The organism is Bacteroidota bacterium (assembly GCA_039111535.1).
Lineage (GTDB): Bacteria > Bacteroidota > Rhodothermia > Rhodothermales > JAHQVL01 > JBCCIM01.
In genome coordinates this window covers 1-22,418 of sequence record JBCCIM010000017.1, presented here as the reverse complement: position 1 = coordinate 22,418, position 22,418 = coordinate 1, and the positions used below count along the sequence as shown (strand labels likewise).

General features: G+C 50.7%; 19 protein-coding genes. 8 read left to right on the top strand and 11 right to left on the bottom strand.

All coding sequences use genetic code 11. The features are described from left to right. Positions 1-12 precede the first annotated feature (12 nt). From AAF564_04725 to AAF564_04715, 3 genes are read left to right on the top strand one after another with little or no spacing between them, the layout of a single operon-like run. Entirely contained in the window at positions 13-759 is a 747-nt protein-coding gene (locus AAF564_04725) for an SDR family oxidoreductase (protein ID MEM8484827.1), read from the top strand. Then, positions 752-1,606, top strand: a complete 855-nt coding sequence (locus AAF564_04720) for a hypothetical protein (GenBank protein MEM8484826.1) — start codon at positions 752-754, stop codon at positions 1,604-1,606. Before AAF564_04725 ends, AAF564_04720 begins: the two co-directional genes overlap by 8 nt. After that, entirely contained in the window at positions 1,603-2,313 is a 711-nt protein-coding gene (locus AAF564_04715; GenBank protein ID MEM8484825.1) for a haloacid dehalogenase type II, read from the top strand. Before AAF564_04720 ends, AAF564_04715 begins: the two co-directional genes overlap by 4 nt. 378 nt (positions 2,314-2,691) lie before the next feature. Here the strand turns inward: AAF564_04715 and AAF564_04710 are convergent, their stop codons facing one another. Next, positions 2,692-3,384 carry an NAD(P)H-binding protein gene (locus AAF564_04710; GenBank protein ID MEM8484824.1) on the bottom strand — a complete coding sequence of 231 codons (693 nt, stop codon included), beginning with the start codon at positions 3,382-3,384 and terminating at the stop codon, positions 2,692-2,694. Positions 3,385-3,803: 419 nt separating this feature from the next. Here AAF564_04710 and AAF564_04705 point away from each other — a divergent pair, with 419 nt between their 5' ends. Continuing rightward, on the top strand, positions 3,804-6,233 hold the full coding sequence (locus tag AAF564_04705) for a TonB-dependent receptor (GenBank protein MEM8484823.1): 2,430 nt from the start codon (positions 3,804-3,806) through the stop codon (positions 6,231-6,233). Between the two features lie 67 nt (positions 6,234-6,300). Here AAF564_04705 and AAF564_04700 read toward each other — a convergent pair whose 3' ends face one another. Further along, positions 6,301-7,692: an NAD-dependent succinate-semialdehyde dehydrogenase gene (locus AAF564_04700; GenBank protein MEM8484822.1), complete on the bottom strand. Its 1,392-nt coding sequence runs from the start codon at positions 7,690-7,692 to the stop codon at positions 6,301-6,303. A 328-nt stretch (positions 7,693-8,020) separates the two neighbouring features. Further along, positions 8,021-9,154 (bottom strand): 4-hydroxyphenylpyruvate dioxygenase, encoded by a 1,134-nt coding sequence (gene hppD, locus AAF564_04695; GenBank protein ID MEM8484821.1) that lies wholly within the window; start codon positions 9,152-9,154, stop codon positions 8,021-8,023. A gap of 299 nt (positions 9,155-9,453) precedes the next feature. On the opposite strand from hppD, the gene AAF564_04690 reads away from it, so the two are divergent. Further along, positions 9,454-9,897: a MarR family transcriptional regulator gene (locus AAF564_04690; GenBank protein MEM8484820.1), complete on the top strand. Its 444-nt coding sequence runs from the start codon at positions 9,454-9,456 to the stop codon at positions 9,895-9,897. On the opposite strand, the gene AAF564_04685 is transcribed toward AAF564_04690, so the two are convergent. The 8 genes from AAF564_04685 to AAF564_04650 all read right to left on the bottom strand — a co-directional run bounded on the left by AAF564_04685 (position 9,894) and on the right by AAF564_04650 (position 18,781). Beyond that, the gene (locus AAF564_04685) at positions 9,894-12,206 is read right to left on the bottom strand and encodes a chondroitinase-B domain-containing protein (protein MEM8484819.1); all 2,313 of its coding nucleotides are present in this window, start codon (positions 12,204-12,206) and stop codon (positions 9,894-9,896) included. The genes AAF564_04690 and AAF564_04685 overlap by 4 nt on opposite strands. 56 nt (positions 12,207-12,262) lie before the next feature. Continuing rightward, positions 12,263-13,291 carry a sugar kinase gene (locus AAF564_04680; GenBank protein MEM8484818.1) on the bottom strand — a complete coding sequence of 343 codons (1,029 nt, stop codon included), beginning with the start codon at positions 13,289-13,291 and terminating at the stop codon, positions 12,263-12,265. 78 nt (positions 13,292-13,369) lie between these two features. After that, a complete protein-coding gene (gene eda / locus AAF564_04675) occupies positions 13,370-14,014 on the bottom strand; it encodes a bifunctional 4-hydroxy-2-oxoglutarate aldolase/2-dehydro-3-deoxy-phosphogluconate aldolase (GenBank protein ID MEM8484817.1) in 645 nt (214 codons plus the stop codon). An 11-nt stretch (positions 14,015-14,025) separates the two neighbouring features. Further along, positions 14,026-14,760: a FadR/GntR family transcriptional regulator gene (locus AAF564_04670; GenBank protein MEM8484816.1), complete on the bottom strand. Its 735-nt coding sequence runs from the start codon at positions 14,758-14,760 to the stop codon at positions 14,026-14,028. A 155-nt stretch (positions 14,761-14,915) separates the two neighbouring features. Then, a complete protein-coding gene (locus tag AAF564_04665; protein MEM8484815.1) occupies positions 14,916-16,214 on the bottom strand; it encodes a TRAP transporter large permease subunit in 1,299 nt (432 codons plus the stop codon). Further along, positions 16,211-16,696, bottom strand: a complete 486-nt coding sequence (locus tag AAF564_04660) for a TRAP transporter small permease (protein ID MEM8484814.1) — start codon at positions 16,694-16,696, stop codon at positions 16,211-16,213. The genes AAF564_04665 and AAF564_04660 overlap by 4 nt, the downstream gene beginning before the upstream one ends. After that, positions 16,696-17,160 (bottom strand): TRAP transporter substrate-binding protein DctP, encoded by a 465-nt coding sequence (dctP, locus tag AAF564_04655; GenBank protein ID MEM8484813.1) that lies wholly within the window; start codon positions 17,158-17,160, stop codon positions 16,696-16,698. The genes AAF564_04660 and dctP overlap by 1 nt, the downstream gene beginning before the upstream one ends. Then, positions 17,147-18,781 carry a heparinase II/III family protein gene (locus AAF564_04650; GenBank protein MEM8484812.1) on the bottom strand — a complete coding sequence of 545 codons (1,635 nt, stop codon included), beginning with the start codon at positions 18,779-18,781 and terminating at the stop codon, positions 17,147-17,149. Before AAF564_04650 ends, dctP begins: the two co-directional genes overlap by 14 nt. Before the next feature lie 488 nt (positions 18,782-19,269). Between AAF564_04650 and AAF564_04645 the strand changes: the two genes are divergently transcribed. The 3 genes from AAF564_04645 to AAF564_04635 all read left to right on the top strand — a co-directional run bounded on the left by AAF564_04645 (position 19,270) and on the right by AAF564_04635 (position 22,358). Continuing rightward, entirely contained in the window at positions 19,270-20,568 is a 1,299-nt protein-coding gene (locus AAF564_04645; protein ID MEM8484811.1) for a sugar ABC transporter substrate-binding protein, read from the top strand. A gap of 80 nt (positions 20,569-20,648) precedes the next feature. Next, positions 20,649-21,533, top strand: a complete 885-nt coding sequence (locus tag AAF564_04640) for a sugar ABC transporter permease (protein MEM8484810.1) — start codon at positions 20,649-20,651, stop codon at positions 21,531-21,533. Beyond that, the gene (locus AAF564_04635; protein ID MEM8484809.1) at positions 21,534-22,358 is read left to right on the top strand and encodes a carbohydrate ABC transporter permease; all 825 of its coding nucleotides are present in this window, start codon (positions 21,534-21,536) and stop codon (positions 22,356-22,358) included. The last annotated feature ends 60 nt before the right edge of the window (positions 22,359-22,418 follow it).

Below are 22,418 nucleotides of genomic sequence, written 5' to 3'. Positions count from 1 at the left end.
AAGGGACAGTCCGTGTTATTTCTGGGCGGGGTACATGAAATCATGTGGGGCATTGCTGAAGCTTTTGCAGCAGCCGGCGCCACCCTCATCCTTACCTACAAAGCTGGTGAAGATGCACCCCGGATACCTGCGACGCTTTCGGATGCAACGCTGTTGCCCGTAACATTAAACAATCCCGAGCAGCTCCAGCAAACCTTATCAGCACACGCGTTTGATACGGCCATCGTCAGTCCTGGCTGGTTTAAACACGCAGCGTTTATGGCAGGAGAAGCTACTGATGTCTACCAGGACATAGACGCCGCGTTTGACGTCAACTTTGCTGACAGCACGTTTGCAGCACAGGCTGCAGCGAAACACATGGCGGCAAATCAGCAGGCAGGTAGCATCATATTCCTGTCTTCTGTGGTGGGCAAAATACCGATGGTAAAAACCAACCTGACGGGCGCGTCCCTCGCGGCTATCGATGTAGTGGCACGGATGGCTGCTGTAGACCTTGCGCCACACGGTATCCGCGTGAACATTGTATCTGCCGGCTGGATTTTGGGCGACTGGGCCGCGCCTGTACTCACGGACAAGCAAACCATGTATACCACAGCAGACATCCCCCTCAGCAAAGCCGGCCGGCCGGCTGACGTGGGCCACGCCTGTTGCTTCCTGGCCTCCCCCATGGCTTCTTATATAACCGGTAGTGTGCTTACTGTTGATGGTGGGTTTTCGCTTACCAAATCAGCTGCAGCCTCTCCTTACGCCCATGGCTAAACACGACCCTGTATCCGCACTCGCGGAAGAAGACGCTACAGGCAACATTGCCGAGATCTTCGAGGACATCAGGCAAACGATGCGGCTGCCGCTGTTGACTTCGATCTGGCGCATTCTTGCAGCGGATGAGGCTGCACTTGAAGCCGTTTGGCAGGCCACAAAACCTATTTTCGAATCAGGATTACCGGAGGAAATACTGCTTGACCTGAAAGCCGGCCCGCTGCCTATCCCTCCTGCCCTCGTGCCTTCCCAGCTTGAAGCTGCCGGCCTTACACAGCGAGACCGTACCTCCATTCAGCAAATCCTGAACGTATACAACCGATCCAACAGCCTGAACTTCCTAACGCTGTCTGCCTTAATTGCGCAACCCATTGGGCCTGCGTTACCAGCAACGTCGCCCCCTGCCTTTTCATCAGCCAATACAAACCCAGTCAATACCAACGTTGCATTACCCCGCCTGCCCACAGAAGCCGACCTCCCGCCAAAGCTGTGGCAATTTCTGTATGAACTCAACAAATTTGGTGCGGCCCCCGACGAACCGGGCCTTGCTACCGTTTGGCGTCACCTTGCCCACTGGCCGGGCTTCCTGGCCGTAACCCATGCAGCCTTTGCCCCACTCCAAAACCAGGGCACTATTGCAGATTGCATCCATTCCATGTTAACTTTTGCAGCAGCAAATGCGGGGCGGATGTCGCACACAAAAAACACGAAAATTCAAATCCCGGCAGCAGCCCAACAAACCATTTCGCGGTATATAACACACCCCGGGCTTGTCGTCAGGATGGTAGCCATTGGGCTTGGGTTGTCCTCCTGGCTTGATCGAATACACAATCCGGCGCAACCATGAAAATTAAAGCACTGACATTCGACGTTTTTGGTACCGTGGCTGATTGGCGAACAACGCTTATTCGGGAAGCTGCTGCACTGGGCAAAAAGCGCAGCATTGAAGCCAACTGGGTTTCTTTTGCAGACACCTGGCGCGCGCAATATGAGCCCTCGATGCATAGGGTCCGCACGGGCGAGTTGCCCTGGACCAACCTCGACGGCCTGCATCACATGATCATGGAAGACTTGCTGGAGAAATTTCAAATTTCAGGCCTGCAGGAAGCGGACAAAACCTATTTAACACAGGTGTGGCACCGACTTGACTTGTGGCCCGATGTGCTGGCCGGCATGGATGCCTTGCGCCGGCAGTTTACCGTTGCCGCATTATCAAACGGAAACGTTGCCATCCTGACCAACATTGCAAAAAATGCAGACTTGCGGTGGGATTGTATCCTTTCAGCAGAACTTGCAAGGCACTACAAGCCTGACCCCGAAGTGTATCTAACTGCAGCTACGCACCTCGGCCTTCCTCCTGAAGAAATCATGATGGTGGCGGCGCACAACAACGACCTGCAAGCTGCACGAGCGGTTGGCTTTAAAACCGCGTTTGTCTATCGGACGACCGAATACGGTCCAAATCAACAACAAGACCTGGAGCCAGATCCGTATTGTGATTTTGTAGCAATAGATTTTATCGACCTTGCAAGCCAGCTATTCAGACAAGGTTGATTACGCTTTACCAGTCAGGGGTGTTCAGAAAAAATAGTAGCTGGCAAAGTTCAGTTCGTGTTTAGCAATTTAGTGTGTGGATGTCCACCAAATGCGTGGCGATGTGCGGTGGGAGCTTTTATCGAAGCGTTTTCCTGAATAAAATTCAGGAGGACCTGTGCGTATGGCGATAAAAGCGTGCATTTATTTGGTGGTGCCCTTTTCTTTGGTTCGTTTCTTTTGGGCAAGCAAAAGAAATGAACGTACACAGTTTTTAATGTGAGATTGTAACTCTTGCGTTTTAGCACAGTCAAAAAGCCACGGGGCACAATTATTAAAACGCGTTTTGTATGTGATATCCCCGAACAATGGATAAATAATTTTTCTGAACACTCCTGTTTACGAGTATGAGGCGCTATGTGCAAGCGCTGAGGCGGACTGACAGCTCACAATCGCCGGTGCTTCGTGGACGAGCGCATCATCTTCCAACGCGGCGACCATAAAAAGGGCAAAATCGATACGGCGCGTCCGATTGCTTTCGAGGATAGGATCACCCACGTGTTGGCTCCATACCGGTAGCCCTTCACTTTCTCCTTCTTCAAGATCACTGCCGCGGACGACGGTCCATTTTGTATTACTTGCAAACACGCGCCGGCAAGCCTCTACCTGATCGTCCAGATCCGCAAACCGCACAACCTTTGCCAACCAGCCAAAAACCTTCACCAACGCGCGCAACGTCCAGGTATACGTGTCTTTTCCATCCTTTGTGATATGCCAACCGCACGAGAAAATCAGCCGGGCGTCAGTTGCGGCATAATCCAATATAGCCTGGGCCGTCCCGGTTGAATACTGCTTTACGCCCCAGGGGACTAGCACTGTGAGGACACCATCACATCCGTCAACTGCTTTCTTGATCACCTGCACATCATTGGTGGCGCCCGGCACAATTGTCATGCGATCTTTATAGGCATCGAGCTTGCCGACACTTTTAGGCCGGCACACCCCAACCACCTCATATCCTCGTTCCAGGCAGTGTTGTACCATGTACTTACCGAGTTTCCCCGATGCACCAACAATACAAACCTTTCGCATAGATACCTCGCTTGAAGTTAATCGGACTCACAATTTGCCCCTGCGGCAGCCCCAAAGATAGCGTCTGCTTACGTGGGAAACAGGTTTTGTATGCCCCCGGCTAAATCGATTGATGTGGTTCAGCAAGGTTAACGATTTAGCATGTATTTGGGCGAGACAGGAATCAGTCGTTATCTCGCGCTCAGGTTGAATCGAATAGGCCTAATCCGCCTGCAAATTTTAAGAAATTGCAGTGGAATGTTAAGAGATGCTAAGTACATGTAAAATGGAAAATGAGGCCTGAACTTTTCGGGCGATTCGTCGAACATAGATACGACCCTTGGCTACCGGCTTACAGAGCAAGCACCTTTTTCAGATTCGAAATGACGCATATTTACCGCTACCTTCTTTTCGCAATTTGCACCTTAATTGCCCTTCCGGTGCAGGCACAGACACGTCCAGATCGTGCACAACGTACACAAGGCAAAATCTCAGGCCGTGTGCTTGAGCGCGACACGCAACGCGCTGTTCCCTCAGCAACGGTTGCCCTATGGACGGCTTCAGATTCTTCCCTGGTAACTGGTACAATCACTCAACCTGATGGATCGTTTGTACTTGAGGGGCTGCGTCCGGGTAAATATGATGTGCACGTAAGTTTTGTCGGGTTTGTTAAAACTGTTGTTTCTGATATAGAGATTTCGCGTGGCAACCTCGCCCCAGAACTGGCGGCAATTGAGTTGGAAGCAGATACCCAGATGATGGATGAGGTTGAAATAGCGGCTGATCGTAATTTTGTAGAAGTCGGGATTGACCGCACCACGTACAATACCAAAGACCAGTTGGTGAGCGCCGGCGGATCAGCTACTGATGTACTCGAAAACATTCCGTCGGTAGAGGTAGACATCGAAGGCAACATCAGCCTGCGCGGCAGTCAAAACGTGGCCATTCTGATCAACGGCCGGCCTGCCCCCATGAGCGGCGAAGCCCTGGTATCTTATCTTCAAGGCCTTCCTGCTGAAGTGGTCGACAAAGTCGAAGTTATCCCAAACCCATCTGCCAAGTTCGAGCCCGACGGGATGGCCGGCATCCTGAACATTGAATTAAAAAAGAACCAGGACTTGGGCCTGAGCGGTAGCTTCACCGCCAATGCATCAACACCAGACCGGTATGGTGCGTCAGGCAACATCGGGTATCAGAAAGGAAAACTCGGCCTGTTTGCCGGGTACGGTGCACGCTATGGCTCACGGGACAGTGAAGGCTGGCGCTTCAGCGAAAACAGAATTAGCGACCCCATTAGCTTACTCGACCAGGAAAGCTTCGACTCTCGCAGCAGCCTGTCACATAATGCCAATGCCAGCATCGATTACAAAATTGGCCGGCTTTCGAATCTAAATCTGTCCACCTCGTTCAGCACGCGTTCAGGCGATGAAGACGGCCTGACGTCGTATTTTGAACTAGACAATCTGAGCGCACTCACCGAACGCTATGACCGTTCGACGCTGGGTGACCGAAGCGATGTTGAAATGGAATACCGCCTCGCCTTCAAACGCATTGTTGAGCCTGGCAAAAACGAGCTCGATATTGAGCTGGAATTTGAGCAGGAAAAAGAAGAGGATACCGGCACATACAATCAGATGGTATTTGATCTGGCGGACCTTTCTCAGTCAGCCCTATCCGAACAACAATCCGACCTGCAAAAAGACAACAACCAGGAAGGCTCCTTGCGTATCGATTACATGCGGACCTTTGGTGAATCGGGTAAAATGGAAGTTGGCTTCAAAGGTGACCTGGAGCGGCAGGACAGCGAGTTCTTTACGGAAGATCTCGACATGGGCACCGGCCTCCTTATTCCGAATCTAAATAGGAATAACACGTTTATCTATGACCAGACCATCCTGGCCAGTTACGGGATTTTAGGCGCTAAAATTGGCCGTTTTGGATTACAGGCCGGCGTACGCCTTGAGCAAGCATTCACCACGTTTGAGCTTGAAAACACCAATGAGTCGTTTGACAACAACTACTTCAGCGTATTTCCAAGTGCATTTGCGGTCTACGAATTCACGGAGACCCGCAGCCTAAAACTGGCGTACAGCAAACGCATCCAGCGCCCGAGAACTGGCGGCCGCTTCAACATGCTGAATCCATTTAATTCAAGTGAAGACCCACTCTTTATCCGCCAGGGGAATCCGTTCCTCGAGCCTGAGTACATCCACGCTTTTGAACTCAGTTACACACAGTTTACCGACGCCACTTCGCTTACGTTGACCCCTTATTTCCGGCACACAGTAAACGAAATCAGCTTTTTCCAGCGCTTTCGAGACGACGGGGTTTCGGTCTTGACTTTCGAGAACTTCGATTCCAGTAATTCTTGGGGTACCGAGATCATTGGTACCTACAAACAAGGCCGCAAGCTGAATGCGTATGCGAGTTTTAATGTCTACCGCGTGGTTACAGATGGCAGCAGCGTGGATACGGGCCTCTCCAACAAAGCGATAGGATTCTCATCTCGGGCCAACGCAACCTATACAATGAATACAGGCATGGCGCTGCAGTTCTCGTATTACTACCGCGCGCCAATGAACATCGAAAACGGCCGCATGGCCTCACGCCAGAGTGCAGACCTTGCGCTGCGTCAGAAGCTCATGGGAGACAGAGCCAACCTGAGTTTGCGGATCCGTGATGTCTTTAACACGATGGGCTTCCACGTTTTGCGTGAAGATACACGTTCGTTCCAGGAAATTGACCGCTCATTCCAGTCTCAGAGCATTGGCCTCTCCTTCACCTACAACTTCGGCAAAAAAGACAACCGCCGGCGTCAGAATTCTTCTCGCGGTGGAGAGGGTGATTTTGAAGGTCTCGAAATGCAATGATTTTCATTGCCTCAGGGAAAAAGGCCGGCTGAGCAATCAGTTGGCCTTTTTTTATTTACATGACCGATTATAAACCACCCATGCAGAGGTACTTCATTTCTACGTACTCACTCAACCCATACTTCGAGCCTTCCCGCCCCATACCAGATTCTTTCATCCCACCAAAAGGCGCTACTGTAGTAGAAATAGCCGAGGTGTTGATCCCGACCATCCCATATTCCAGTTGCTCAGCCACGCGCCATACACGGCCGATATCCCTTGCAAAGAAGTACGCCGCTAACCCATAAGGCGTGGCGTTAGCCATTGAAATCACTTCTTCGTCCGAATGGAATCTGAAGACTGGAGACACGGGTCCAAAAATCTCCTCTGTGGCGCAGCGCATGTCCATCGAGGCTTCGGTAAGGACCGTGGGCTGATAGAACGTCCCACCCAGCGCGGCCCGTTTTCCGCCGGCTTTTAATTGCGCGCCATGCGCAAGAGCATCTGCTACGATATGCTCAACCTTTTCAAGCGCCGCTGTATTGATCAGGGGGCCAATTTGTACGTCTTCAAAACCGTTACCGATGCGCAGGGCTTTAACGGCAGCGGTGTACTTTTCAACAAATGCGTCATAAACATTGTGTTGAACGAACAGTCTGTTTGCGCACACACAGGTTTGTCCGCTGTTCCTGTATTTACTCGCAATGGCGCCAGCAACGGCAGCATCTATATCCGCATCATCAAAGACAATGAAAGGCGCATTGCCACCAAGTTCGAGGGAGAGCTTCTTTATGGTATCAGCGCTTTGTGCAAACAGCTTCTTCCCGACGCCTGTAGAACCCGTGAATGAAATTTTGCGGACCAGCGGGTTGCTGGTAAGTTCGAGACCAACAGCGGCCGGCGCATCTGTTGTGATGACCTGCACCACTCCCGCCGGAAAGCCGGCTTGCTGCGCCAGTGTTGCCAGTGCAAGTGCGGACAGCGGCGTCGCCTCAGCCGGCTTCAACACCACCGTGCAGCCGGCAGCCAACGCCGGCGCTACCTTCCGCGTCACCATCGCCACAGGGAAATTCCAGGGCGTAATGGCTCCCACTACGCCGATGGGCTGCTTGAGGGTTATGATCCGGGCATCGCTGCGGTGAGTTGGAATTACATCTCCATATACCCGTTTTGCCTCTTCAGCAAACCATTCAGCAAACGACGCCCCATACCTGACTTCTGACCGGGCTTCTGTCAACGGCTTCCCCATCTCAGCCGTCACCAGGACAGCGAGCATGTCTTCGTGTTCAAGGATCAAATCACGCCACGCCCGCAATATAGCGGCTCTTTCGCCGGCAAGGCGTCCGCGCCAATCGTCAAATGCTTCCAATGCTACTGAAATCGCGCTGGCCGCTTCTGCTTGCCCCATATTCGGGACTTGCGCCAGCACTTCCTGTGTAGCAGGATTATGCACTGCAAACGTGTTTTGGGTGCCTGTCATGCTTTGCTTCGCCAGCGCCAGTGCTGCTGCCAGTTGTGTTGTGTGTGATGCGGACATGAAACCGGATTAAGTGTGATTGATGAAGGCTCGTTCTTTTGTGTTTACGGATTCTCGAGTTTTTGTGCTTCTGTGATGCCGGGCCGTCATCCCTGGCTCTACCGTCATCCCGGTGGTTCCAATCAAGTTGGGTATGACGGTGTGCAGTGCATACAATCCTGCAGATCTAGTCCCTTAACTCACTAATCAGTGATAAACGAAAAACAGCAGATGAAAGGTAATCATCTGCTGTTTTTTCGTACAGTCTAAAATACAACCTTGCCGGCAAAGCTTACAATGTACCGCGCTGTTCCTGTTCTCTTTCGATGGCCTCAAAGAGCGCCTTGAAATTCCCTTTGCCAAAAGAGCGGGCGCCTTTGCGCTGGATAATTTCAAAAAAGAGCGTTGGGCGCGGGTTGACCGGTTTGGTAAAGATCTGCAGCAGATATCCATCGTCATCGCGATCTACAAGAATACCCAAATCGCTGAGCGGCTGGAGATCTTCATCAATCTCACCAACACGATCTAACAACACATCGTAGTAGGTGGTTGGAACACGCAAAAATTCAACGCCACGCGCCTGCATGTCACGCACAGTCTCGATGATGTTATCTGTCGCCACGGCGATATGCTGCACACCAGCACCTTCGTAAAACTCGAGGTATTCGTCAACCTGAGATTTTTTGAGGCCGGCGGCCGGCTCGTTGATCGGGAATTTGATTTTACCGTTGCCGTTCGACATCACTTTGCTCATCAGCGCCGTGTAGTCGGTAGAAATGTCCTTGTCGTCAAACGACATGATCTGCGTGAAACCCATCACGTTGGCATAAAAGTCGACCCACTTGTTCATATCTCCAAGCTCAACGTTACCCACCATATGGTCAACATACTTCAGACCAACAGTTTCAGCACGGAATGAGGGCTCCCACTTCTCATAGCCAGGCAGGAAAATACCGCGGTAGTCTTTGCGCTCCACAAAAATGTGCACCACTTCACCATAGGTGTGAATACCCGACCGTACAACTTTCCCGTGTGCATCTTCTTCGGTAACCGGTGCCATAAAAGAAGTAGCGCCGCGCTTTACCGCTTCTTCGTACGCATAAGTGGCGTCATCTACCCATAGCGCCGTTACTTTTACGCCATCACCGTGTTTGTCGATGTGCTTGCCAATAGCCGTGTTGCTGTTAAGTGGCGACGTCAGCACAAGGCGGATTTTGTCCTGCACCACAACATACGATTCGCGGTCTCTGGCACCAGTTTTCAGGCCAGAGTAGGCCAGCGGTTGAAAACCAAAAGCCGTCTGATAATAGTGGGCGGCTTGCAGGGCATTGCTCACATACAGTTCCAGGTAATCTGTGCCGTTGATCGGCATAAAGTCCTGGGCACCTTCAAAAACCTGGGGAAGTTCAGCAGTTGTATTTGTCATGATATTATCGTCTTAAGCTATGCGGAAAGAATCAGGACGGTAGCCGGCTTTGCGTCTTAAGCACCGGACCACCACCGCGTACACCAAATATGACTCCAACTACGGTTCTGCCCTATCATCCAAGGGCAAATACAGGGCTGTGTGGAGGCACATTTCTAAAACCTGTAAATAGTTGAACCCTCAACCAATATAGTTGAACCTTCAACCTTTCACAATGTTTAGCCTCTCCTGTTTTTTATTTAATATTGCTTATTTTCTACCAAAATGAGGCTTGCTATATTATTTTCAAGGGAGTGGGTATGGACTTAACGGGCGGGTTTGCGTTCTACATGGACCGGGCGCTGAAGCGGGTACAGCTTTCGTATCTGCGGCAATTCAAAAGAAAGGAAATCGATCTCTCCATCGAGCAGTGGGTTATTTTGCAGCGCATCTACGAGCTCCGGCCAGACGCCTCACAAGCAGAAATCACAAAAACCAACTACCGCGACAAAGCAGCCACGTCCAAAGTAATCTCGGGGTTGGAGAAAAAAGGCCTGATCAGCAAAGAGCGGTTTGTAGATGATCAGAAGCGATACAAGCTGGTGATCACCGAAGCCGGCGAAGCATTGGTGCTTGCGGTACTGCCCATGGTGATGCAACTGCGCAGCGTAGGGCATCGCAACATCTCCGAGGCAGATTTTGAAGTCTTCCAAAAGGTAGTCAACCAGATCTGGGAGAATTACAATGCACTGGAAGAACTTTAGTACACGAGCTTCAACGGGAGATTTTGCTCGACAATTAATTGTCCAGAGTTTTGGATCACATTGTCTGTATGCGAATTGTTCTGTGCACCCCAGAGGCGCGCAACAAGCTTCACCGCGTTGTTCCGGAATTGATTTTCGGAAATATCGACGTTGATGATGCCATAGGTATTAATCAATATCCCGGTTTCTTCGCCGGCACCGCTATTCGTAAACGTGCTCCCCCGTACAACCAGATTACCCCCCACCGTCGATTCATCATATCCACCCCGATAGTAATCAATCACGTTTTTATTAACCCTGTCAAAAGTACTGTCTACGATATAGATATTCTCTGCATTGTAGTCCCCCTTATCGTCGTCTTCACCGGAGAGCTCCAGGCCATTGTTGCTATTTCTGATGGTCGAAGCTTTGAATTCGATAAACTCCGCAAAAGAGAACTTATAGGCCTTGAGTACAAAATCAAAGTTTGAGATTTCTGAATCTTCAACTTTCAGATTGTACAGGCTAGACATATTCTCTTTGAGGCTGGCAAATGCATAGTTCCTGCCGTTCCCGTCAAGCACCACCGATTTCAACTGAAGCGCTCCGCCGGGATGCATTTCAAAAGCCGGCGTAGCGGTATCCCCTGCGTAAACAATCAGCGACTTGTTCGCTGTATCCGCTGACTGAATGGTAACCGGTTTGTTGATTTTGAGTGATGACGCGAGTTCGTATGTGGCAGACGTAAGCGTAATCACATCCCCATCAGCAGCATTTGCAAGCGCAGCGTTCAGTTCATCGGTGTTAGCAACCGCGTGTGTTGCAGGCGCTTCAGCACCGATGGTCGTTGGGGCATACCAGTCTGGACCGTACTGCGCCAGATCCATGATATTTGGCTTTTCTGCGTGTACACCGTTTGTCGCACCGATGGCATTGTTGGTAGTCCTGGCATTCCCTAACAGATCGCTGTCGATCTTATCAAAATCAAAGCCTGCATACACTTCGACATCAGGCATATCCGCTGACGGCACCCAGATATTTTCTTCCAGCTCAGTTAACGAAAAATCGTATTCGATTAACCCTTCAACACCGTCAAATGCCACACCCTGATTATTGATGACATTGTTTTTAAAATCAATACCATCGATGGAATCGTAGCGGAGGATGGGTGTATTGTCGCCTTCCGTATTGTATATAATGTTGTTTGCAACCAATGTGCGGATGGGGATTTCCGACCGGATTTCAGAAGCCGGCAACACATCTTTTTGGTCTATATTTGACCCCACACCAATTTGCCACGGCGACGTACTGTTCACCCACGTATTGTGTGCGACCACAACATCTGTAACCTGTATGTACCTGTTTAAAGCAGAGCGGGGAATGCCATTCATCACCGCAAGCGGGCCCCTGAAGATTTTACCGCGCAGGTTGTAAAAGTAGTTGTTAACAATCCAGTGCCCTGTACCAATGAGTCGGATCCCGCCAACATGAGGCGACGCGTCGTCACCGATGAAGTAGTTGCCATCCACGGTAGCGTAGTTGCCATGCCGCGTCACCAGCGAACCCTCGCTTTTGTAAAAGACGTTATTTCTGAAGGTGTTAAAATTGGTTTTGCTCGAAATAACTTCTACTTCACCATTACATCGGTCAAACAGGTTGTTTTCTACGATGGTATAGCTTGGTGACATCGACGTACCGCTATCGCCAATCTGAATGGTCTCCGCACTTGGCCCACCTTTGGGCGGCCGCGGGCCAAAATGGTTGTGGCTGATTCTGTGGTAGTTGTTGATGCTTGGGTTGCCGGCCAGGTCGACCCGGATGGTTGGTCCCCGGTTGGATTTACCGGCGATATAGCAGTTGTCAAGCTGATTGTGCCGGCCCTTAAACTGCACCCACAAATCCTGCATGTTTCGCTGCGCCTTGTTGAAATCTTTGATGACACAATTGGTCACCCGGCTGTGGTTGGCGAGCGTTTCGTTATCAATAAAAAACTGAATTACAGCACTGGACGGAGATGCCCCATTTGTAAAAGAGAGCCCATCTACAACCAGGTATTCTCCCCCAAGCTTCAAATCCGATTGGCCTTGAATGAGCACCTCGCCCGGCGTTTCAGCCCGCAAGGTGATGGGTTTGTCAGCCGTTCCGTTCCCAACAAACCGGATTTCGACATCCTTCCATTCACCATTTGCCATGATGATGTCTGTCCCTGGCTCAGCATTTGAAATCGCCTCGTTCAGCTCTTCAGTATTTGAAACCAGCACGCCAGGATTCGATGGCCGACAACCAGGCAGGACAACGATCGCGAGTACAAGTAATAGAATGTGTCTCATGGTATGGGGGATATCTGTGGGGGAGGAACGGTGGGGCCACACAACTTGAGGCAACGTCAGCGCTCCACTCTCCCGGAACCGCTTCCCTTGGCTAACTTGCGCACTTCTTCTGCGCTTACCAGGTTAAAATCACCCGGAATCGTTTGTTTGAGACAAGATGCAGCTACAGCAAATTCGAGTGCGTCTTTTGTAGAGGCTTCGCTCAACAAGCCGTAAATCAACCCGCTGGCAAAACTGTCTCCTCCACCAACGCGATCAATGAGTTTGATATCGTATCGTTTGGAACGGGTGGGTGTTTTGCAGTCTTTGTCGTCGTAGAGCATGGCGCTCCAGCCGTTATGCGAAGCAGAGAAGCTTTCTCTCAGGGTGATGGCAACCGTTTCAAAGCCATAGGTGGCCTTCAGGGTTTTGGCAACCTGCACGTAGCCGGCTTCGTCGATGTCGCCAGACTCGATATCGGTATGGCCCGCTTTGAGTCCGAGGCTCCGCTCAGCGTCTTCTTCGTTGGCGATACACACGTCGACGTACTCCATCAGTGGAATCATAACGGCTTGCGCCTCGTCGGTTGTCCACAGTTTTGACCGGAAGTTGAGGTCGCAGCTGATAGTGGCGCCGGCTGCCCGGGCCGCTTTACACGCGGCTACAATGGCTTTTTGCGCTTTCACCCCAAGTGCTGGTGTGATGCCAGTCCAGTGAAACCAGCGTGCGCCGGTAAATACGGTATCCCAATCCACTTCATCGGCGTCCATTTCGCTGACAGCAGATTTGGCGCGGTCGTAAACAACTTTGGAAGCCCGCTGACTTGCGCCCGTTTCGAGGAAATAAATCCCGACGCGGTCTCCGCCACGCACAATGTAATCGTCTTTCACCCCAAATCGGCGCAAGTGATTAACCGCTGATTGTCCGATTTCATGCGTTGGTAGCTTGGATACAAAGTAGCTGTCGAGGCCATAGTTTGAGAGTGCAACAGCCACATTGGCTTCCCCGCCACCGTACGTAGCGTCAAAGCTCTGGGCCTGTACAAAGCGGGTAAATCCTGGTGTAGAGAGGCGGAGCATAATCTCTCCGAAAGAAACAACTTTCACAGCGCAATTCTGGGGTTTAAATTGAAAATGGTGGTACAACTGTTAGTTTTTTGCCGGCAGTTAGTTTTTTGCCGGCGTTTAGTTTTTTGCCTGCGCGATGTTCGCTTTGAGCAAACGGGCATTTTCCGTTAACTTCTGAAACTGGCCGGCAGCAATGGCCTTAGGATCAAGGAGGGCACTTCCTACGCCAACCGCACAGGCGCCGGCGGCTAACCAATCAGACGCGTTTGTCAACGATACGCCGCCCGTTGGCATCAATTGCAGGTGTGGCATGGGGGCCTTGATGGCTTTGAAGTACTTCATCCCGAGTTGTCCGGCAGGGAATACTTTCACCACATCAGCGCCGGCTTCGTGCGCTTCAAAAATTTCGGTTGGAGAAAAGCATCCTGGCATGGCCGGCAAATTATAGCGATGTGCCATTTGCACAATGCCTTTTTTGAAGACCGGGCTTACAACGTACCTGGCCCCTGCATTGATTGCCAGTCTAGCCGTTTCTGCGTCCAGCACTGATCCCACGCCCAGTAGAATCTCATCGCCCTTGCTATGGGCAAGCTCTTCGATCATATCAAGCGCGCGCGGTACCGTCATGGTGATCTCCAGTGCGGAAATCCCGCCTTCGACCAGGGCATCCACGATCCGCTTTAACGTGGTGACATCGTCTGCTCTAATTACGGCTACAGCCGCCAACTCGGTTATTTTCTGGACGATATCTGATCGGGACATATAGGAGAAAATTAGGCAGCCTTCTCGTCGCTCGTGGCGTTGACGCTAAGGATATGCTCCTTCGCAATGTCGAGATGACCGGTCATTTGACGAAAAGCCTCATCCGGATCACGATCAAGAATGGCTTTGAGAATTTTCTCATGCCATTCGACAGCTGCCTTGTGTGCTTCCTGCACAACTTCATAAACAGCCGCCTTGATGCTCGGCATCATCTTGTGAATAGGGCTAATCAGTAACGGAATAACGGGGTTATGGGTGGCCTCTGCTATGTGCAGGTGAAAGGCCATGTCTACTTTGGATAAATTCTTCAGGTTGCCGGCCGTTGCGATAAGCATATCGTGATCTTTCAACAATCGGTCAGCATCTTCTTTTGTATGCCGAATGGCACACTGCGCGGCAATAGCCGGCTCAATCAGTTGTCGCGCCTCAATAACGTGCAGTTTGTTGTCAGAATCGTGATTCATCTGGAGATACAGCGTCATCGGTGCTGTAACGCTGTCGACGGAAATCTGATTGACAAACATTCCCCTCCCTTTTTCGATGCTAATCAAGCCTCTCGAACTAAGCACGCGCAACGCTTCTCTCATCACCGTACGACTCACCCCAAACTGTTCACACAGCTCCATCTCGGTGGGCAACTTCGCCCCAGGGGAAAGTTCTTTCGTCCGTATTGCACCCTCAATCTGCTCTTCTACTGTTTTACTCAGTAGTTTGGCTTTCCCAACTGCTTTAAAGGAATGTGACATAGTTGCGTCGTACGCTATTGAAGTCCTGATCGTCTATGCAGACCGCATTTAGCAAGGCCTGACTCGAAGAAAGCGGACAAAATAAAGGTGATTTACATACGACATCATACAAATCATTGTTCTTTATGACAAATACCTATGGCTACAATTTTCGGTTACAGCAAGCCTAGTAAACCTGGGACCCACATTGTTATCTGCGGGAAAAAAGTAATCAACAGCAGACCAATGATCATCGCCACGTACATAGGTAGCAAAGGACGCACAATATCTGTCATAGAAACCTTTGCAATCCCACATCCGGCAAACAAAACTGTACCCACAGGTGGGGTCACCAGACCGATACAAAGGTTCACAACCATGATGATTCCAAAGTGCAGCGGATCGATGCCGATGGCCACTGCGGTTGGAAGGAAAATAGGCGTAAAAATCAGGATGGCCGGCGTCATATCCATGAATGTCCCAACAACCAGCAACACAAGGTTGATAATCAGTAGTACCAGGATAGGATTAGCGCTCAACTCGATCAGCATCAACCCCACGGTCTGCGGGATTTCCTGATAAGCGAGTAGCCATGCAAGTCCCATCGATGTGCCAATCAACAGCATTACCACAGCCGTTGTGACAACTGTTTCCAGCAAAATGGAAGACAGGTCTTTGAAAGCCACTTCCCGGTACACCACCATAGAAAGGAGCAATGCATAAATAACAGCAATGGCTGCCGCCTCGGTTGCGGTAAAGATGCCCGCGACGATCCCGCCAATCACAATCAGGATGAGTGACAATCCGAGAATGGCGTCTCCAAACCGGCGAAAGATGTCACCAATCGACGTGCGTGCCGCAGCGCCAAATCCACCTCTTTTTGCCATAATGCCGGCCACTGTCATCAACAACAGACCAATGACAATGCCAGGCAAATAGCCGGCGATAAACAATGCAGCAATCGAAACGCCTCCACTGGCGAGCGAATACACAATCAATACGTTACTGGGAGGTATCACCAGTCCGGTGGTAGCCGAAGTCACATTAACAGCAGCGCTGTAATTTGCGGGGTATCCTTCTTCGACCATTTTGGGATGCATAAAAGACCCAATAGCTGCGGCAGAAGCAATGGCTGAGCCCGAAATGGCCCCAAACATCATATTTGAGATCACATTAACCAGGGCGAGTCCGCCTGGAATCCAGCCTACAAGTGCTTTTGCAAACTCGATGAGCCGGCGGGCAATACCGCCGCGGCCCATAATGTTGCCGGCCAGGATGAAAAACGGAATGGCCAGCAGGGTAAACGAATCGAGTCCGGTTGCAATGCGCTGGGCCATGGTGCTGGCAGCGGGAGCAAAATCAGCGGTCGCCAACATTGCCAGCATGGTAGCGAGGCCAATGCCCACAGCTACCGGTACGCTGGCAAGCAGCAGCAGCAAAAATACGCTGATGAGTATGATGACATCTGGGCTCATTTGGCAGTACCTGCAGACTTATTTTGGTGAAGTAATTCCGCCAGTACATAAAAGACCATCAACAGGCCGCTTAACGGGAGGACAATGTACACGTACCCCATCGGTATGCGCAGGGCAGCGGAGTATTGCTCAAGCTTGAGGGTGAGGTACACAAGCCGGCTGCCGCCATAAATGAATATGATTGCAGCAAACAATACCGTTGAAAAGCTGACAAAATACCGGACCTTTTTTTTCCTGGAGGCTGTCAGATTTCTTGTGAGTGCATCAACACCCAGGTGGGCATTGACCCTAAACGCATACGCGCCGCCCAGCAGGCTAATCCAGATCAGTAGAAAGGTGGCTAATTCTTCTGTCAAAGAACTGGGATTGTTCAATACAAACCGGGTGACAACCTGCCAGGTGACAGTTATTACCATAATAGCCATCAGGAACACCAGTACACGTTGTAGCAGGTGGTCTATGGTCTTGACGAGACTTCCCATCAATTCACCTCAGGAAGGTTAAGTGTTGAATCTCCCTCTGCGCCGGCTTCGGGCACAGGCGGCAGGTTCATAATTTTATCTGCCCATCCACCAATTTCCGAACCTTCAAGCGACTCATACAGCGGCGCCACGGCTGATCGAAAAGGTGCTTTATCTGGATAAATGACCTCAATACCGGCATCAGCTACCTTCTGGAGGGCTTCGGTGGTGGCTTCATCCCATAACTTTCGCTGGTAAGCAACTGACTCTGCTACCGCCTGCGTTACCCAGGCGCGTTGTTCGTCGGACAACTTATTCCAGGTATGTGTGCCAATTAACAAAACATCTGGGGGTGCTGCATGCTCGTCGAGGATGTAGTATTTGCTGACCTCAAAGTGCTTCGACTGGTAGAAATTTGGCGGATTGTTTTCAGCGCCATCCACGATGCCCTGCTGTAGCGATGTATACAGCTCACCAGAAATCATCTTTGATAAAAATGACCTGCCGCTGATAATCAACCCCGATGTGTGCGAAACCATCGTGCCTGCCGGCAAACAGATCGAACGCATCATTGCTTTCCCAGGCAATTACATGCGGATTGGGAAGTGTTCTAAATTTGCCAAAACCACTGCCACCTTTATTGGATGTCCAGTCTCTGCCCTGTAGCACATCATCGACGAGCGCTACATTCTTCACCATGGAGTTCTTGAACAGCTCAAAATCCGTTAGCGAGTAGCGCACCTGATAGTTGGGCAAAATGGGGTGGCCATACGGCATCGCCTGAACCCCGAGCATATCGCCATGTTGATGGTCTGGTTTGTCGCTATCCAGGCCGGCGCTGATGATCATCATTTTGTCATCCGGCTGCCAGCCTTCGCGCATTATGTAGTAGTGCGTATCGGGGAAACTAAGCGAGCCATAGGTCGGCCGGCGTTGTTCGATGTTATCCAGTTTATCCAATTGCTTCTGTTGCAAAAACCAGTACATACTGGCATCAACACGGTCTGATGCAAAGAATCCCAATTCCGGTTCATCAAACAGGAGATAGCCGAGGGTCATGACGCCGGCGATGTCATTGGTCTCCCCCCAGGGATTATCCGTGTCATCCTGCAAGACGGGCGCGCTGCCGTCGGGATAGGCTATTTTGGCAAGCGTTGTAAAAAGCGTACGCAGCTTTTCTTCCCATGCTTTATCAACGTCGAGTTGGCTGATCTGGGCCAACTGGTACACATAGAAGTAGTTATTGATATCGCTCATGTGGTAGTGCACAGAGCGCTCAAACTGAAATCCGTCTCCGTTAATTTCTTTATCCAGGTGTTCGCTCAGGCGAAGCATCGCCCGTTCCAACCACAAGTCGGCGCCTTCAAAGTCTCGCAACAAGATGGCCAACATGGCAAGTGCAGACATCCCCCGGGTCTGATGATTACCAAAACGAAATCGTGCATTGCGTTCATACAAGTCTTCAGCATGCTGAAGCAACAAAGCGATTGTGCGCAACTGATCTTCATCACCATACGCATCTTCCTGCAAAAACAGGTTGTGTATCCACAGCCAGTTGAGTACGCGATATCCCGACCGAAACGCCTCATAGACGCCATTGCCGTCCTCAATCGTTTCATATTCCCCGGCGTGCAGCGCATCGCGTAGCGACTGTTGCTGCGTTTTGAAGTAGGAGATATACGCCGGCTTTTTCTCATCATTGAAATAATGAAAAGCAACGTCCACCATTTTATGCTGCCGGGCAAGATGCCGTAGCGCATAGGCATTCACAGCATCACCATTGAGGTAATCAAAGGGCAGCACCCATTGCGTGTCGCCGGCAAACTTCCCCATATGATCCATCGCGCGATCCTGATGGTACTGCGCCTTCCCATAGGTTCTGTTGTACAGCGCCATGCGATCATCCACCGTCTGATAATCATAAAAGAAGCGTTCTGCGAATTTCTGTCGGAAATAACTGGCTAAAATGGCCGTATTACGCATGCCATCATCGCCCAATTCACGCTGTACTTCTTCTACAAGGACCTGTGATAGCTCCCCGATTCCGAGGACACGGTCAGCGGGGATATTTTGCGCAAGGAGCGGTTGCCAAACGCAGATAAGCATGAAAAAAAAGAGTAGTACTTTTCGCTGAATCGCTTTCATATTTCGTATTTGTCCGGTACCTCGCTTCTTGTGTAATCAGAATTAAAGGTAGGCGGATGGAAGCGATCTTTCAACGTAGCTACAGCTGTAGCGCAGCTTGCAGCCGGCAAATCGCACACATGAAAAAGATCTGCCTGGCGTTAAATCTTGCCCCCAAACCCAGGCCTCATGCACAAAGTGATTATACCTTCAGATTTGACAAAACCTGGTAATCAGTCATTGCCAAACAAGGATCAGCCTGCTACAATGCTGCAAGAAAACTAATAGAGAAATTCCGTAAACTACGGCTTCACAGTCCAACCCCGGTACTACTTAACACATGCTGTCAAAAGGGTGAATCATGAACTTGACAGGTGATTGGGTTTGGGTATTCATGCTCGAAATGCCCCGGTCATGCTGGAGCGTCATAATCATAGCGCACCCCATTTGTATCACATTCAGATTTTGAAATGAAATCGATTTTATCCGTAATATTGTTCATCTGCCTTGCAGGCTGCGCAGACGAAAAGGCGCTTACAATCGCGACGGTCAACAATTCAGACATGATCATCATGCAGCGGCTTTCTCCTCAATTTGAGGCAGAAACAGGCATTGAACTGGACTGGGTGGTACTCGAAGAAAACACGCTTCGGCAACGCGTAACCACGGACATTGCGACAAATGGCGGCCAATTTGATGTGGTTACCATCGGTGCATACGAAACCCCTATTTGGGGCAAGCAGGACTGGATCCTTCCGCTGGATGATTTGGGAGAAGCTTATGATTATGATGACATCTTTGAGCCTGTAAAAAACAGCCTATCCATAGATGGCACCCTGTATGCCGTTCCCTTCTACGCAGAAAGCTCGTTTACCTTTTATCGCACAGACCTATTCGAAGCTGCCAACCTCGACATGCCGGCAGCGCCCACCTACGAACAGATTGCGTCTTTCGCAGCCACTTTACACGACCCGGCCAATAATCAATACGGTATCTGTTTGCGCGGCAAAGCCGGCTGGGGTGAAAATATGGCGTATATCAGCACGCTTGTGAATACGTTTGGCGGACGCTGGTTCGACATGGACTGGAATCCCCAGCTCGACTCACCTGAATGGGCAAAAGCCGTTAATTTTTATGTAGACCTGCTCACCAATTACGGCCCACCGGGTGCAAGCACCAACGGGCACAATGAAAACCGGGCATTGTTTGCCAGTGGGAATTGTGCGATGTGGATTGACGCAACCGCTGCTGCCGGCTACATTTTCAATCCTGATGACAGCAAGGTGGCAGGCAAAACAGGTTTCACCAGGGCGCCTGTAGCCACAGAAAAAAACGGTTCAGGCTGGGCCTGGGCCTGGGCGTTGGCTATACCGAAGTCGAGTAAACAGTCGGAAGCCGGCAAGCAATTTTTGCAGTGGGCAACTTCAAAGGAATACGTAACCCTCGTTGGCGAATCTGAAGGCTGGACGGCGGTGCCTCCGGGCACAAGAAAATCGACCTACGCAAGACAAACCTACCAGGAAGCGGCACCGTTTGCATCATTCACCCAGGATGCAATACTTAACGCTGACCCTGCCAATCCAACCAGAGACGAGGTGCCTTACACAGGCGTTCAGTTTGTTGCCATCCCCGAGTTTCAAGGCATTGGTACACAAGTTGGCCAGTCGATAGCTGCTGCATTGGCCGGCCAGATGACCGTGGAGGAAGCCCTCGCATCTGCCCAGGAAGCCACACGCAGGACCATGGCACAAGCTGGGTATGTGAAGTAAAACGCAAAAGCCTAAAGCAGTTAGTTCATTGCATAGGACGACCTTAATCCTATGCTTTCGGGTTAGTTTTGGAAGCTCCTATGCTTGGTATCCAGAAAAAAAACATCCATAAAAGAAGAACGCTCCCACTGGTCGGGCCGTCCGTGGCAAGCCTGCTGCTTTGGATGCTGGTACCCCTCGTGATGACGCTTTGGTTTTCATTTCAGCGCTATCAGCTCCTCTCTCCTCAAAATCGCGGTTTTATTGGCTGGAGCAACTACAGCTATCTGTTGTCAGACCCCGCGCTTTGGACGGCCCTGGTAAATACGTTGGTTTTATCGGGGGTTGTACTGATCATTACGGTAGTGCTGGGGTTAGGGTTGGCATTGCTTTTTGCGCAGGACTTCCCCGGCAACTCCGTAGCCCGCATCCTCGCCATTTCTCCTTTTTTTGTGATGCCTACCGTGAGTGCCCTTGTTTGGAAAAACATGCTGATGCACCCCGTGAATGGTCTGTTCGCTTTTTGGAGCAGCCTTGTGGGGCTACCGGCCATTGATTGGTTTGGCGACTGGCCCATGGTTTCCATTATCCTGATTGTATCCTGGCAATGGACGCCTTTTGCGTTACTCGTTTTGATGACGGCACTACAATCGGTGGATCCTCAACAAAAAGAAGCAGCTTACCTGGATGGCGCTGGCACGTTTGCTGTTTTTATCCACGTTGTGCTCCCCCATATAAAAAGAGCGATCGCAATGGTGGTCATGATTGAGATGATGTTCTTTCTCACCATCTTTGCAGAAATTTTTGTCACAACCAATGGCGGCCCCGGGCTCTCAACGACCAATCTTGCCTTTCTCATTTATATCCGTGCGTTGTTGGATTTTGACATAGGTGTTGCTTCAGCCGGCGGCATTATTGCCATTGTGCTGGCGAACATCGTGGCAATTTTCCTCATTCGTACCGTGGCAAAATCTATGGATGCCTAAATGCTGCAGCCTTCCGCTACATATCGCAACCTGATTACGGTTTCAGCCTGGTTGATTGCCCTGCTCATTTTCTTCCCTATTCTGTGGATGTTTTTGGCCGGCTTCAAAACAGAAATAGACGCAATTGCATCACCGCCTGCGCTGCTTTTCGCGCCCACATGGGAGAATTACATAGAAGTACAGTCGCGCGCCAACTACCTGCAATCTGCGCTGAACAGCATCATCATTTCACTGGGAAGTACCGCGCTCGCGCTGGCTATCGCTGCGCCGGCAGCCTATGCCTTTGCTTTTCATCCTACAAAACAAACGCGGAATACGTTGTTGTGGATGTTGTCAACAAAGATGTTGCCTTCTGTAGGTGTACTGGTCCCGGTGTACCTCATTTTCCGGGACCTGGGCTTGCTAGACACGCATATTGGCCTGATCCTTATCAACACACTGATCAATCTTCCTATTCTCGTCTGGCTGCTTTTCAGTTTCTTTCGTGATGTCCCTTACGAAATACTGGAAGCCGGCAGAATCGATGGCGTGAGCTTTGTTGAAGAATTACGGCACATCCTGATTCCCCTTGCCATGCCGGGTATCGCTTCTTGTGCGTTGTTATCCATCATTTTGTGCTGGAACGAAGCTTTTTGGAGCTTAAATCTCACAACTTCAGATGCCGCCCCCCTCACCGCATTTATTGCATCATTCTCAGCACCAGAGGGCCTTTTCTGGGCAAAACTATCCGCCGCATCCACGCTTGCCATTGCGCCCATTCTCGTGATCGGCTGGATGAGCCAACGCCAACTGGTACAGGGCCTCACCTTTGGCGCTGTGAAATAGGGGTTGGCCGCTGTAGTGGCTGCCGACAGAAGACTTTAACCTGCTACCCTCTTAATAGGG